At 30.2% G+C, this 14,682-nt stretch carries 14 protein-coding genes; 10 read left to right on the top strand and 4 right to left on the bottom strand.

The features are described 5' to 3' along the window. The first annotated feature begins 10 nt into the window (after window positions 1-10). Entirely contained in the window at window positions 11-844 is an 834-nt protein-coding gene (locus DTL3_RS07900) for a 5'-methylthioadenosine/S-adenosylhomocysteine nucleosidase family protein (protein ID WP_045088243.1), read from the top strand. Further along, window positions 813-1,829 carry an SPL family radical SAM protein gene (locus DTL3_RS07895; RefSeq protein ID WP_052670440.1) on the top strand — a complete coding sequence of 339 codons (1,017 nt, stop codon included), beginning with the start codon at window positions 813-815 and terminating at the stop codon, window positions 1,827-1,829. The genes DTL3_RS07900 and DTL3_RS07895 overlap by 32 nt, the downstream gene beginning before the upstream one ends. A 35-nt stretch (window positions 1,830-1,864) precedes the next feature. Here DTL3_RS07895 and speE read toward each other — a convergent pair whose 3' ends face one another. The 3 genes from speE to DTL3_RS07880 are packed head-to-tail and all read right to left on the bottom strand — an operon-like array spanning window position 1,865 to window position 3,680. After that, window positions 1,865-2,731, bottom strand: a complete 867-nt coding sequence (gene speE / locus DTL3_RS07890; RefSeq protein ID WP_045088242.1) for a polyamine aminopropyltransferase — start codon at window positions 2,729-2,731, stop codon at window positions 1,865-1,867. Next, window positions 2,731-3,129, bottom strand: coding sequence for an adenosylmethionine decarboxylase (gene speD, locus DTL3_RS07885; protein ID WP_045088241.1), 399 nt, complete (start codon window positions 3,127-3,129; stop codon window positions 2,731-2,733). The genes speE and speD overlap by 1 nt, the downstream gene beginning before the upstream one ends. 14 nt (window positions 3,130-3,143) lie before the next feature. Next, a complete protein-coding gene (locus tag DTL3_RS07880; RefSeq protein WP_045088240.1) occupies window positions 3,144-3,680 on the bottom strand; it encodes a helix-turn-helix domain-containing protein in 537 nt (178 codons plus the stop codon). A 248-nt stretch (window positions 3,681-3,928) separates the two neighbouring features. Between DTL3_RS07880 and mreB the strand changes: the two genes are divergently transcribed. The 3 genes from mreB to DTL3_RS07860 all read left to right on the top strand — a co-directional run bounded on the left by mreB (window position 3,929) and on the right by DTL3_RS07860 (window position 7,750). Beyond that, window positions 3,929-4,936: a rod shape-determining protein gene (mreB, locus tag DTL3_RS07875; protein WP_144403506.1), complete on the top strand. Its 1,008-nt coding sequence runs from the start codon at window positions 3,929-3,931 to the stop codon at window positions 4,934-4,936. 10 nt (window positions 4,937-4,946) lie between these two features. After that, window positions 4,947-5,627, top strand: a complete 681-nt coding sequence (locus DTL3_RS07870; RefSeq protein WP_144403505.1) for a hypothetical protein — start codon at window positions 4,947-4,949, stop codon at window positions 5,625-5,627. Window positions 5,628-6,046: 419 nt separating this feature from the next. Beyond that, the gene (locus DTL3_RS07860) at window positions 6,047-7,750 is read left to right on the top strand and encodes a penicillin-binding transpeptidase domain-containing protein (protein ID WP_045088237.1); all 1,704 of its coding nucleotides are present in this window, start codon (window positions 6,047-6,049) and stop codon (window positions 7,748-7,750) included. Between the two features lie 9 nt (window positions 7,751-7,759). Here the strand turns inward: DTL3_RS07860 and glyA are convergent, their stop codons facing one another. Next, on the bottom strand, window positions 7,760-9,031 hold the full coding sequence (gene glyA / locus DTL3_RS07855; RefSeq protein WP_045088236.1) for a serine hydroxymethyltransferase: 1,272 nt from the start codon (window positions 9,029-9,031) through the stop codon (window positions 7,760-7,762). Window positions 9,032-9,286: 255 nt separating this feature from the next. Between glyA and DTL3_RS07850 the strand changes: the two genes are divergently transcribed. The 5 genes from DTL3_RS07850 to DTL3_RS07830 all read left to right on the top strand — a co-directional run bounded on the left by DTL3_RS07850 (window position 9,287) and on the right by DTL3_RS07830 (window position 14,522). Beyond that, window positions 9,287-10,291: a LacI family DNA-binding transcriptional regulator gene (locus DTL3_RS07850; RefSeq protein ID WP_045088235.1), complete on the top strand. Its 1,005-nt coding sequence runs from the start codon at window positions 9,287-9,289 to the stop codon at window positions 10,289-10,291. A gap of 41 nt (window positions 10,292-10,332) precedes the next feature. Continuing rightward, complete coding sequence (locus tag DTL3_RS07845) at window positions 10,333-11,568, top strand: ABC transporter substrate-binding protein (protein ID WP_045088234.1); 1,236 nt, start codon at window positions 10,333-10,335, stop codon at window positions 11,566-11,568. 139 nt (window positions 11,569-11,707) lie between these two features. Then, the gene (locus DTL3_RS07840) at window positions 11,708-12,484 is read left to right on the top strand and encodes a carbohydrate ABC transporter permease (RefSeq protein ID WP_231854005.1); all 777 of its coding nucleotides are present in this window, start codon (window positions 11,708-11,710) and stop codon (window positions 12,482-12,484) included. Then, window positions 12,474-13,304 carry a carbohydrate ABC transporter permease gene (locus DTL3_RS07835; protein WP_045088232.1) on the top strand — a complete coding sequence of 277 codons (831 nt, stop codon included), beginning with the start codon at window positions 12,474-12,476 and terminating at the stop codon, window positions 13,302-13,304. Before DTL3_RS07840 ends, DTL3_RS07835 begins: the two co-directional genes overlap by 11 nt. 6 nt (window positions 13,305-13,310) lie before the next feature. Further along, window positions 13,311-14,522: a glycoside hydrolase family 13 protein gene (locus DTL3_RS07830; RefSeq protein ID WP_052670439.1), complete on the top strand. Its 1,212-nt coding sequence runs from the start codon at window positions 13,311-13,313 to the stop codon at window positions 14,520-14,522. Window positions 14,523-14,682: the final 160 nt, after the last annotated feature.

Genomic DNA, 14,682 nt, shown 5'->3' with positions numbered 1-14,682 from the left:
TTTGTTATGAATGATTAATATCCTATGTGCTTTAAGGGCAGAAGCAGAAGAAATAATTAAGAAGTATAGATTAAAAAAAATACATGATAAACCTTTTGAAATTTTTATTTCTAACGATGTAAGGCTCATAATTTCTGGTATAGGAAAGGTAAATGCCGCTGGTGCTACAGCTTTTATTTTAAGTGATTTAGATATTGATTTTAATTCGACGGATATTTTTATAAATTTTGGTATTTGTGGGGCATTACAAAAAGAATATGTTGTAGGTGAACTTATTTTATGTAATAAAGTACTAGACTATGAAATGCGAAAAAGTTTCTTTACAGATATTTTGATTGATTACGGATTATATGAGGCATCCATACAAACTATAAATAACCTGGATGAACAATATGATTTTTTAGAAGATCTCGTGGACATGGAGGCTTCAGCTGCTTTTAAAATGGCTTCAAAGTTTTTGTATACTCACCAAATTTATGTTCTTAAGATTGTGTCTGATCTGGTTTACGAAAAAAGTAATGAAAGAATCTCCAGAGGATTTGTAAAAAATTTAGTAAAAAACAAAATAGAAACAATAATTAATTTTGTTGATGTAACCGAATCTTTTCTAAAAAACAATCCTCCTTTTTTTCAAAGAGAAGATCTTGAACTGATAGAGGAAGTATCAAATTCTTTAAAATTGACGTTTTCTCAACAAGAACAATTAAAAAATGCCTATTGCTTTTATAAATCTCACAACCGTTGTGAACCAGCTTTCTTAAAAGATTACTTAATAATTAAGCCTGAAAATTCAAAAGAAAGGAATGTAATTTTTGATCAAATCAAACACCAACTATATAGCTAATTCATTTTCTCATATATATATTGAAAATTCTGTGTTCGATTTTCCAATAACTCAATACATTATTGATAGATTTCCAAGAAGTAAGATAGTAAGAATAGAGAATTATAACGAGGTATTTTCAAGAAAAAATCAAAATCCATATCTACAAAAATTATCACCTTCTTTGATTGTAGGAGAAAAAAAAGAAGGATTTTTTTATAAAGGTTCTAGACTATGCCATAATTTTGAAGAAGAACACTTTTACTACACCAATTTCATATTAAATTGTTTGTTTGATTGTGATTATTGTTATCTAAAAGGTATGAATTTATCTTCCAATATAGTTTTTTTTGTAAATTTGAATGATTATTTTAATGAAATTGCTAGATTACTTAATACAAAAAACAAGTTATATCTCAGCATTTCGTATGATTCTGATATTCTAATTTTTGATGAAATTTATCCGTTTTTAAATGAATGGTATAATTTTGTTGAGAAGAATCCTAAAATTACCGTGGAAATAAGAACGAAGAGTGTTCTGTGGAAGAAGTTTATAAAATATAAATCTTTAGATAATTTGATATTATCTTGGAGCTTGGCTCCTTCTGACATTATTGTTCAGTATGAAAAGAAAACGCCCTCATTGGAAGCTAGACTAAACGCTATATCTCAACTGTTGAAAAGAGATTGGAAAATAAATTTAGCGTTAGATCCACTAATATACACCGGGAAGCCTTGGAAAATTATTTACAAAGAATTTTTGGAGTACTTAGTAACAAAAATAGATATAAATTTAATCAATTCCATAACCGTAGGAGTCTTTAGAATACCTATAAACTATTTAAGAAGGATGAAAAGTTTTTCTAATTCTCCCATTTCATTCTTTCCTTACGAAACTGTTGAAGGTGTTGCTTCTTATCCGAAAGATCTTAAGGAGGAAATGTTAAACTACGTAGTCTTATTTCTCGAAAGGTACTTTAACAGGGATAAGATATATATAAAATAAATAATAAAAAACTTCGCTAAAATAAGCGAAGTTTTTTATATATCTTTTATCATCTTTTTTACAAAATTAGGTAATGCAAAAGAAGCTACATGCATCTCCTCATTATAGTACTTTAATTCTTTATCAAAGTTCCTAACTTTTTCTGGATTAAAATCTTTTATTGGGTCTATATTTTTTGATGCAAATGTCCATGACCATGTGCCTGGGGGATATTGAGGAACAAACCCTAAGTATAGTTTAGCAACGTTGAATACTGAGCTAATACTTTTATAGGCTCTGACCATCCACTCTTTCTTTAAGAAAGGATCTTCCGTTTGAGCGGTAAAGACACCATTTTCCGTGAGTGCTTTAAAACAATCCTGGTAAAAACTTTCTGTATAAAGAGCGCCTCCTCCACCTTCAGTGGGATCAGTTGAATCAATTATAATTACATCAAATTCATTATTAAAGTTTTTTATGAATTTACTACCATCTTCAAATACAAGATGAACTTTAGGGTTATTAAGTTCATAGGACAAATTAGGTAAATATTTTTTGGTTGCTTCCACAACCTCTTCGTCCAATTCACACATAATAACTTTTTCTATAGAAGGGTGTTTTAAAACTTCTCTAACTGTTCCACCGTCCCCTCCACCTATTACAAGCACTTTTTTAGGATTTTCGTGGAGAAATAGAGGAACGTGAGAGATCATCTCATGATATACGAACTCATCTGAATCCCTGGTCATCGTTACTCCATCTAGCGTGAATACTTTTCCGAATGCCTTAGTTTCGAAGATATCAATTCTCTGAAATTTAGTGACCCCAGAATAAATGACCTTTTCAACATCCATAAATAAACCAAATTTGTTTATTCTATCAAACTCATTAAAAATGAAAGGGGGATAAACCTTTTCTGACATTATTTCACCTCAACTTTATGTAATGAATCATTTGGAACTCCAATAGTTTCGAACATGCCACGTTTATTTTCAATTACTTCTTGCCTACCAGATTTAAAAGCATCTTTTAAATAATTAAAAGCTACCCAGGGATCAACGGAATCTCCACATGTATAGATATCCAACGAGGCATATTTATATTCAGGCCAAGTATGAATAGCTAGATGGGATTCCGAAATTATTATTGCACCGCTCACTCCATGAGGTAAAAAACGGTGAAAGGTGGATGTTACAATTGTTGCCCCACATTCAATAGCTGCTTTAGTCATTTGGTATTCAATTTCAGTAACGTTGTTTAGTATTTCTTCGTCACAATCATATAGCTCAGCTATTAAATGCCTACCTAAAAATTTTGCCATCTCTCACTCCTCCTTTAAAATATTTCTATCCAAATAAATTTTGCTTTTTGATTTTTACTTTTATTTTTTATGTAGTGTTTCTTATTTGGTGTAAAAAAGAAACATTCTCCAGTATCTATTATATATGTTTCTTTGTTTAAATGAAGCTCAATTGTACCTTCAATAACAAACCCGAATTCTACTCCTTCATGAGGCTTTTCAATTTCCGTTGCTTTGTTTGGATCAAGTATAATAAAAGAAGGTTCAATATTTTTTGGATCGCTAGCTGTTAACAAGAGTTCTTCATAAACACCTTCAGGAGTATCATATATAGGAATTCTATCCTCTTTTGTATAAACAACTTTTTCTTTGTTTTCTAGATTTGAAAAGAATTCCTTTAAATCTGTTCCAAGAGCCCTTAAAATCATTTCTAAACTTTCTATAGTCGGGGAAGTTAAGTCTCTTTCAACTTGAGAAATAAAACCCTTTGTTAAATCTGATCTTACAGCTAATTCTTCTTGAGTCATATTTCTCATAATCCTTAAACTTTTTATTTTTTCACCGATTTTCATAAAAATACCTCCAAATGCGGTGTTCCTATACAAATTTCATTTTTTAAAAATATTATATATTAAACTATCTGTTTAATATTATAAACTTTTTCTATGTTTTTGTCAATCACATTTATTTAAATTTATGTTGCTAAAATCTCAAATATATTTTTTCTGTGTTATACTAATATAGATATAAAAAATAATTTTTTATCTTTTTCCTGATTAAATAAAAATTACAATAAGACCTAAGGAGGATTTTTTAGAATATGAAATCTTATATGAGGAGTTACCTTGGCATAGACCTAGGAACAGCCAATACAATTGTATATATGAAAGGAAAAGGAGTTATTTTAAATGAACCCTCCGTTATTGCTCTTAATCGGGATAATGGCGAGATAATCTGTGTTGGTATCGAAGCTAAAAAGATGATTGGAAAAACACCTGCTAATATTTTTGCCATTAGACCTTTAAAGGAAGGCGTGATAGCTGACTACAACGTGGCAGTTGCTATGTTAAAATATTATATTAATGCAGCAGTTGGTAACTTTGTTATCCTAAAGCCAGTTGTTGTTGTTGGAGTTCCGACAGGGGCAACCGAGGTTGAAAAAAGTGCTTTGAGAGAGGCTGCTTTAGATGCAGGTGCAAGTAAGGCTTTTTTAATAGAAGAAGCTATGGCGACAGCTATTGGCGCAGGATTAGATGTGGAAGAACCATCTGGTAATATGATTGTAGATATTGGTGGAGGGACAACAGAAATAGCAGTTATTTCTCTTGGAAATATCGTATTATCTAAATCACTACGAGTAGCAGGAGATCAAATGGATCAAGAAATAATGGATTATATAAAAACAAGATATAACATAGTTATCGGCGAAAAAACAGCCGAAAGGATAAAAATGGAAATAGGTAATGTATATGATAGTGACGAGAATAATAAGTTGAGCATGGAAATAGTGGGACTAGATGTATTATCTGGTTTACCAAAAACTATTCAGGTTTCTGGTTATGAAGTTAGACAGGCAATTAAAAATTCTGTTGGAAAGATAATTGAAAATATTAAATCAGCTATAGAAGAGACTCCTCCAGAGTTATTATATGATATAGTAAATAAAGGTATATTTCTTGCAGGTGGAGGTGCCATGATAAAAGGCATGAAAGAACTTATTGAAAAGGAAACATTTATTAGGGTAATTGTGGCGGATGATCCAATAACCTGTGTTGCAAGAGGTGCAGGATTAGTTATAGATAAAATAAATATTTTAAGAACGCTTTGAAAGCTATAAAATGAGACATGCAGGTTTGTTATTTTTAACGTTATTAATCTTTATTACAATTTTTTTTAATCTATTTATAAATGCTTCTTCAAACATAGTGGAAATTATAATGTTTCCAGGTAATTATTTGTTTTCACGCCTTTATTCAAAAATAGAATCAAGAAGTGTGAGTGAAGAAATATTAAACAGTGTTTTACAATCAGTTCAAAGGAATCCTTTTTTTATAGTTGAAGATAAAAACGTTGAAGATAAAGGTATTGGCATATACTATGGAATAATTTTAAGAGAAACAAATAGGAATTTTACAGTGCTAACTAGAGATAATAACATTGACGAAAATTACTTGGTAGTGAATGAAGAGGGTATTTTGTTAGGATTTGTAGAAAAAGTTTATTCAAACAATATTTTAGTTAGAAAAATTGGTTGGGGAAATCAAATATTATTTGGAAGAGTAGAGAATTTGGACGTTTTAATAAAAGAGAATCATGGAGATTTACTTGTTGAGATACCCGATAATTATATTTTGAGTCAAGATAATTTAAAGCTTCTTTTAGATTTACCTTTTTATATAAGTGAAGAAAGTAGTAAAAACACTTTTCTAATTGGAGATCTAGTTTCAAAATATGGTGAATTTTATCTTTTTAAGCCCTTTAGAAATCAAAGCTATCTTGTATATATTTTTCCATATTAATTTAGTATAAGAGAGAGATGAATTTATGAAGTTCATTATTTATTTGCTTTTAGCCTTATTTACCGCATCGTTTGATAGATGGCTCGGAGAAACTCTGTGTTTTATTTTCCCTATTTTTGCTGTTTATACTATTGAATTTGAAAAAACAAATTTATTCCCTCTATACTTTACCTTTTTATATACAATCCTCTATTTTAGTTCACGATTCGAATTAAATTTTATATCCATTATCTTTTTTTCTATTTTTTTATTATTAATTTTACTTCTTCAAGATTTTAAAATGAATTATTTTAAAGATATATTTATTTTTAGTATTCTTTCTTTCTATTTAAGCTTAATAACTAAATCTTTTTCTTCGTCTATAATTGGATTGATAATAATGACAATTGCTTATTTTGTAAACATGAGGTTGATGATAAATGAAAGAGAAAAGAGTTAAATTATTATTTTTACTATTTCTGATTTCTTTCTGTTTAATGTTCTTACGTTCTTTTCAACTTCAAGTAGTAGATTGGGAACAGTACACCTTAAAAGTACAAGATATAAGTACACGAATTTTAGTTGAACAACCAGAAAGAGGCAAAATTTATGATAGAAATGGTAAATTATTGGCTTGGAATGAAAAAATTTATCAAATTTCCAATTTGGGGGGTATTTTAAAAGAAGATACCGAGAAAAAATTATACTCGATTTTAAAAGATTCAGTAGATAATCCCAATACTGTAATAGATAAATTGAATTTTCAAAAGAAAGTTATTTTGAATATAAACTCTGTGCAAGCCTTAAAAATAGCTAATCTTGATTCGAACCTAGTGGTACAGGAAAAATACTTAAGAAAATATGCTCATGAATCGTTATATCATGTTTTAGGATATGTAGACAATGAAGGCTATCCTAGAACAGGTTTAGAAATGGTCTATGATGAAAAATTACGAGGAAATTATGGATATAATATGTTAATAATGTCTTCGAGTAAAGGCAGTACACAATTAGTTGAAAAAACTCATTCAATTCCTGGAAACAATATTGTTTTGAGTTTAGATTTGGACTTACAAATTAAGGCTTATAACTATATGAAAGATTCTAATCATAATGGTGTGATTCTTATTTCAGATCCGAATACTGGCGAGATATTAGTATTTGTCAGTTATCCTTCACCCGATCCTAATATGTTTTCAGAAGGTATGAACAGTTTAGAATATAAAAAGATTTTAAATGATAAAAATAAAATATTAGTTAACCGTGCTGTTTCATCATGCTACCCGCCAGGCTCTATAATCAAACCTTTTATAGCTTATAGTGCGTTAGAAGCAGGAGTATCACCATATGCAACAATTAATTCAACAGGAATCTATTATTTAAAAAATGCTAATGGCGTAATTATTGATCAACTTGAAGATTGGAACCCCCAGGGTCATGGAGAGACTAATTTGATCAAGTCAATAAGAGCTTCTGTTAATAGTTACTACTATTGGTTGGGTGAAAACTTAGGTATCGATTATTTAGAAGGGTATGCGGATAAATTTAAATTAGTTGAACCCACTTCAATAGATATTCCTTTTGAAAAAAGAGGTAATTTTCCTGGAAGAAAGTGGAAGCTTGATAATTTGGGAGAGGTATGGTACCCTGGAGAAACTCTTAGAGTGTATATAGGTCAGAGTGCAACTACTATGACACCAATACAAATTTTAAGGATGTACAACATTTTAGCTACACGAGGCACTTATTATAAATTTAATTTATTTATGAAAGAAGAAGATTTTTTAGGAAATATTATAAATAAATATGAACCTATTTTGATAGATAAATATGAATTGAACAATGATTATTTAAAATATATCTATCAAGGAATGATTGAAGTTACTACTTTTGAGGGACCAACTTACGAACAAGGTACTGCTTTTCCTGCTTTTAAAGATTTTCCAATTACTGTAGCAGGAAAAACAGGAACTGCACAAGTTGATAGAGAGAAACACTCTCATTCATGGTTTGCAGGTTTTTTGCCAGCAAATAATCCCCATTATTCAATAGTTGTCTTTATTGAATATGGGGGTATGGGGTCAGACACAGCAGCCCCAGTTGCACGTAAAATTCTAGATGACTTAATTATAAATTACTACTAAATAAGTTGATTATTTTAATAGATCTACATACATAGGATAATCTTGGCAGAGCGATAGTACCTCACTTTTTACTTCGTCAATCAAATCTTTGTCAAGATTACCATCTTCGTCTTTTATATTCATAGTTACTTTTACTATAAGATCTGCTATTATTGACATTTCTTTTTCTTTCATTCCTCTGGTAGTTACAGCAGGAGTACCAATTCTTATTCCGCTAGTTACAAAGGGAGGACGTTTTTCTTTTGGAACAGTGTTTTTATTTACTGTTATATTGCATTCTCCTAACGCTTTTTCTAAAGCTTTACCGGTAATGTTTAGGTTTGATAAATCAATCAAAAATAAATGTGTATCAGTTCCACCAGAAACAATCTTCATGCCTTTTTTCGAAAGCTCATTGCTTAATTTTTTAGCGTTTTTTACAATCTGAGTTTGATATAGTTTAAAATCTTCACTCATTGCTTCCTTAAACGCTACAGCTTTTGCTGCTATTATATGCTCCAAAGGTCCTCCTTGCATACCGGGAAAAATTGCTTTATTTATTTCTTTTGAAATATCTTTATCATTAGTTAATATTAGTCCACCTCTAGGCCCCCTAAGTGTTTTATGCGTTGTAGAAGTTACAGCGTGAGCGTATTCTACGGGATTAGGATGAATTCCAGCAGCAACTAATCCTGCAAAATGGGCCATATCTACAACTAGATATGCACCAACTTTATCAGCGATTTCTCTAAATCTTTTAAAGTCAATAATACGTGAATATGCACTTCCTCCTGCGACTATTACCTTTGGTTTTGAAGAAATCGCAATTTTTTCAACTTCATCGTAATTAATTGTCTCAGTTTCTTCATCTACACCATAAGTAACTACATTGTATAAAACACCAGAAAAATTTACAGGGGCCCCATGAGTTAAATGTCCTCCATGATTTAGAGACATTCCCATCAACGTGTCACCTGGTTTCATAAGAGAAAAGTAGACAGCCATGTTTGCTTGTGATCCTGAATGCGGTTGAACATTAGCATATTGTGCATGGAAAAGCTCTTTTGCTCGATTAATAGCTAAAGTTTCTAATTCATCTACAAATTCGCATCCCCCATAATATCTTTTTCTAGGATATCCTTCAGCATATTTATTAGTAAAGATACTTCCCATAGTTTGTAAAACAGCCTTTGAAACATAATTCTCAGAGGCTATTAGCTCTAAGCCATATTCTTGTCTTTTAAGTTCTTTAATCAGTATGTTATAAACATCTGGATCGATATTTTTTACTTCTTCCCACATTAAAAATCACCTCTTAAATGTATGTCTTATAGAAAATAGATTATAATAATATATTTATTCTAACACAAAAATATGTATGAATATTAAAAAAAGTTAAAGAAAATGCACAAAAATAAAGAAATTTAAATTTATTTAACTCTAAATAAACTTATTTCAAGATAATGACTATTATTTAGGAATATTCATGCTTGACTATAAAATTAAGAAAAGATATAATGAATTGAGCGATGAAACGTTTTAATAAGGAGGTCAATTATGTCAAGAATTACCATTAAAGATGTAGCAAAAGAGGCTAATGTATCAGTTGGAACCGTTTCAAGAGTAATTAATGGAGAAAAAAATGTTTCTAAGGAGAATGTGCAAAAAGTTCTTAAAGCTATTGAAACTCTAGGATATGTTCCCAATACTTATGCAAGAGGGCTCGTCTCAGGAAAAACTAATTCTATTTCTATAGTAGTTCCTATGATAAGAACCGATTTTTATGATAGGTTAATTAATTCGGTAGATTGTGTGTTAATAGAAAATAATTATGAAAGCTCTATATTCCCCTTACTTTCTGAATATAGATTAAAAAAGTTTATGGAAAAAAGCTCAATTTTATACCATTCAGATGGAATTCTAATGTCTTCGCTTCCTGTTAAGAAACTATTTAAAGATGGGATTGTACCTACAGAAAAACCAGTTGTTTTGATAGACATGGAATCTAATAATTATGATTGCGTGTATATAGATAACAATCAAATTGGAAGAATTGCAGCGAATATCCTCCTTGAAAAAACAGACAATTTATACGTTATGACTTTTATAGAACCAGATACTGTTTTTACCTCAGATGTGTTTAAAAAGAGGTTTAAAGGTTTTGAAGAGGTATTAATAAAAAACAATATCTCAATTTCATCAAAAAGAATATTTCATAGTGAATTAAATTTGCATTATGCATTAAATGAAGCTATGTCGATATTAAAAAAAGTTCAAAAATTTCCTGTTGGATTTTTCGCAACTACAGATTTATTTGGTTATGGATTAATTTTGGCAGCTAATAACCTTAATTTGGAAGTTGGGAAAGATATATTCATAGTTGGAGTTGATGGACAGCCTTGGACAGAAAATATAGGGCTAACAACCATTAAACAACCAATAGAAGAAATGAGTCAACTAGCTACCAATATCCTTCTGGATAAAATTAATGAAAAATATTCCTTAACTTCAAGAAAGTCCATAAAGTTTGATCCTTTGGTAATTAGAAGGACATCAGCTTAAGGGAAGCAAGATACATAAAAATTAAAAGGAGGAAAAAGTAGATGAAAAAAGTTTTTTTATGTCTAGTTATAGTAGTTTTAAGTGTGTTTATGTTCGCTAAAACAGAGTTAGTTTTTTGGCACTATTGGGATGGAGAAAACGGGAAAAAACTAGAATCTTTGATACAAGAATTTAATACTTCTCATCCTAACATTGAAGTACAACCAGTTTTTATACCAGGATCGGATTTGCTAACAAAGATTCAACTTTCAGTACTATCGGGACAAACACCAGAACTTGCAATTTCCGACATAATTGGGATGCCTTTAATACTTGATACTGGAAAAGTAATTGATTTAATGCCATATGTAAAAAAAGAAAACTATGATTTAAATGATTTTTATGAAAACACACTAGTTTATGGAAAAATTGAAGATAAGTTATTTAGTTTACCAGTAAGTTCTAGTAATCTAGGTTTGTTTTGGAATAAAGAGCTATTTAAAAAAGCAGGTCTAGATCCAGAACAGCCTCCAAAAACCTGGGATGAACTCATTGAGTATGGGAAAATAATTAAAGAAAAAACAGGGAATTTTGGTTACGAGTTATATTTAGACGGAGGAGAGGGGACAACTTGGCAGTGGCAAATTTTTCTTTGGCAAGCTGGGGGAGAATTTTTGGATTCTGATTCTAATTATCGAAAATCTTCTTTCAACTCAGAAGCTGGAGTTCAAGCACTACAATTTTGGGTTGATTTAACTAATACTTATAAAATATCTCCAATAGCTCCTTGGGGACTATTTGGTCGTGGAGAAGCCGCTATGGTTATGGATGGTTCTTGGATGACACAATTTTTCCCTGCTCAGGTAGATTTTGAATTAGGTAGTGCTGTCTTTCCTTATCCTGAAAATGGAGTCCCAGCTACTAACATGGGTGGAGAACAGATATTTGTTTTTAAAACTACTAAAGAAAAAGAAGATGCTTGCTGGGAATTTATAAAATGGTTTACTAGTACAGAAGTTCAGATAGATTGGGATAAAGCTACTGGTTTTATTCCAGTAAAAAAATCTGTGGCAACAAATGAAGGTTATAATGCTTATATAAAAAATACAAATAGATTGTTATTACCATTTATAGAAGTACAGCAATATGCACATGCTAGACCTCCTATCAAAGAATATTCTCAAGTTTCTGATATAGTTTCAAAAGCTATTATAAGTGCAGTATACAAAAAAGGAACTCCGGAAAAAATGCTCAATGAAGCTGCTTCACAAGTAGATTTATTGTTGGGAAAGAAGTGATTGGATGTCAAAAAAAATTGGTGGGTCACAAGCCCACCACTTTTTCAAGGGAAACCGAATCTCTTTGCTAATTTTTTTATTACCTTCAATTATAATTATTTTTGTTTTTAATTTGTTTCCTGCGTTTTATTCGTTTTTTTTGAGTTTTTTTGATTGGAATGGGTTTAGTCAAAGTAAAGTATTTGTAGGATTTAACAATTACATTATGGCTTTTAAGGATCCAGAATTGAGAAACTCGATAATAGTAACTTTAATATACTCTTTATTAGTTACATTTATTTCAATGTTTATTGGTTTATTAGTTGCATTAGCATTGAATAAGGACCTTAAAGGAAAGTCTTTATTTAGATTACTTTACTTTATTCCAGTTGTGACACCCAGTGTTGCATCAGGGATTACTTGGAAGTATTTATTTGATCCCTATAATGGAGTGATAAATAATATATTAGGCTTCTTTAATATTAATGGACCTCAATGGCTAAATAGTACTTCATGGGCTCTTTTTTCTGTTTCTATCGTTGGAATTTGGAAGAGGATAGGTTTTTGCATGGTAATATATTTGGCAGCTTTACAAGATATTCCAAAAAGTTATTTAGAAGCCGCAGAAGTTGATGGAGCAAATAGTTGGAATGCCTTCAGATATATAAAATTACCTCTTCTTTTGCCTTCGTCTTTGTTTTTAATAATCACAGGTTTTATTGAAGCATTTCAAGTTTTTGATTTGATATATACTATGACTAATGGAGGTCCAATAGGAGCGACTGATGTATTGGGATTTTTGCTATATAGGCATGCCTTTAAATATTTCAATTTAGGATATGCTTCTGTGGTTGCGTTAATAATTTTTGTTATTCTTTTCTTATTATCGATAGTTCAATGGAAATATACAGGTGGAGGGGTTAAGAATGTTGAATAAGAAATCTTTTTCTGTAAAAAACGTATTCATATATATTTTTCTTGTAATTGGTGCCTTCATCTCTATAATGCCTTTTTTATGGCTCGTTACCACCTCTTTAAAGCCTCCAGGAAAGATTTTTTCCGCTCCATTGTTAATTCCTACGCATTTTTATTATAAGAATTATATTGAAGCGTGGAATTCTGTTCCTTTTGCAAGATACATTATCAATAGTACAATTATGTCTTTAGGTATAGTTATTTGTCAGACTCTCTTTTCAGCGATGGCTGGTTATGCATTTGCAAAGATCAAATTTAAGTTTAAAGATGCCTTATTTTTAATTTTTTTAATCACAATGATGATACCTGATTCTGTTAAAATGATTCCTAATTTTCTGACAATAAAAAATCTAGGATGGTACGATACCTACGCAGCTTTGATTGTTCCACGAGCAGCAAGTGTTTTTGCTATATTTCTTTTTCGTCAATTTTTCCTGTCGATACCAAGTAGTATAGAAGAATCAGCCAGATTGGAAGGCTGTGGCTTGTTTAGATTATTTTTTCAAATAGTTTTACCACTATCAAAACCTGTATTGGTAACAAACATCTTATTTTCGTTTTTGTTTGCTTGGAATGATTTTCTATGGCCGTTAATAATAACAGATTCTCAAAAAATGAGGACTATACAAGTAGGTTTGTCGTACTTTCAAGGGCGATATGGTGTTAGATGGGAATTATTATCTGCTGCCACTATTTTTGCTATTTTACCTTCATTTATTGTTTTTATTATAGCTCAAAAATATTTCATAGAGGGAATATCAACTTCGGGTTTAAAGGAGTGAAGAGAGTTGAACAACGATAATATGATAATTTATCAAATTTTTCCTGATCGATTTAATAAAGTCAACAATAATCTCAAACAATATAAAAATTGGGGTGAAAAACCCACAAGAAGAGACCATTTTGGGGGTAACTTGAATGGAATTAAAAATAGAATTCCGTATTTGAAAAAATTAGGCGTCAATTGCATCTATTTGACACCCATTTTTTTAGCTCCATCTCCCCATAAGTATGATACTCAAGATTATATGAAAATTGACCCAAACTTTGGTAATATGTATGATTTTGAGGATCTATTAAAATCTTTACACGATAATGAAATTAAATTATTTCTAGATGGAGTTTTTAATCATACAGGGGACCATTTTTGGGCTTTTAAAGACTGTGAAATTAATGGTGAAAAGTCACAATATTGGAATTGGTATAACATCTATGGTTTTCCAATAAAAAGATTCCCTCATCCAAATTACGAAGATGCGGGAATTTACTATTTACCAAAATTAAATCATGATAGTAAAGATCTATTAAATTATTTAAAACAGGTAGTAAATTTTTGGACTTCTAAAGGAATTGATGGTTGGAGATTTGACATGCCATGGTGTATTGAACCTGGTTTTTGTTCGGAATTAATTAATGAAGCTAAAAGAATAAACCAAGATATAATTGTAGTGGGAGAATATTGGGATGTACCTTATGAATTACTCAAAAAATACCCGTTTGATGGAGCAATGGATTATATTTTTCGGGATAATGTGATCACCTTACTTAAAGGTATAATAGATACTAAAACATTTGTAAAACAGCTAAAATATAAGGAAAATCTCAGATTAAATAAATGCTGGAATATGTTAGGAAGTCATGATACCAGTCGAATCAGGGGCGTTCTTAGAAACGATAAAAAAATCAAAATTGCATTTACACTTCAATTTACTTTTCCTGGAATTCCAGTTATCTATTATGGTGATGAAATTGGAATGTTTGGAGGAAGAGACCCCGACTGTAGAAGAACGTTTAATTGGAATAAAGAGAGTTGGAATATGTCTATTTATAATTATGTAAAAGAATTATGTGATTTTAGACAAAGTTTAGGGGATATAGAAAATTTCGAATTTTTAGAGTGCGATGATAAACAATTAGCATATTTGATAGAAGATGATAAAAATTCGTTTATTGTAAAGATTGATTTTAAAAATTACACTTCATCAATTCAAAAAATATAACTAGTAATATCTAATATAATTTTTTAGTGAAATCTGTATATTATTAATCTAAGAGCTTGAAGAATAATTTTTCAAGCTCTTTTTATATTATGTTTAAAATATAACAAAGTCACTTTGTGAAATGATACAAAAAATTTTAAAAAGTTTGATAGATATTTTG

Origin of the sequence: Defluviitoga tunisiensis, from assembly GCF_000953715.1 — a bacterium.
Classification (GTDB): Bacteria; Thermotogota; Thermotogae; order Petrotogales; family Petrotogaceae; genus Defluviitoga; species Defluviitoga tunisiensis.
This window is presented reverse-complemented; position numbering and strand designations above follow the sequence as displayed.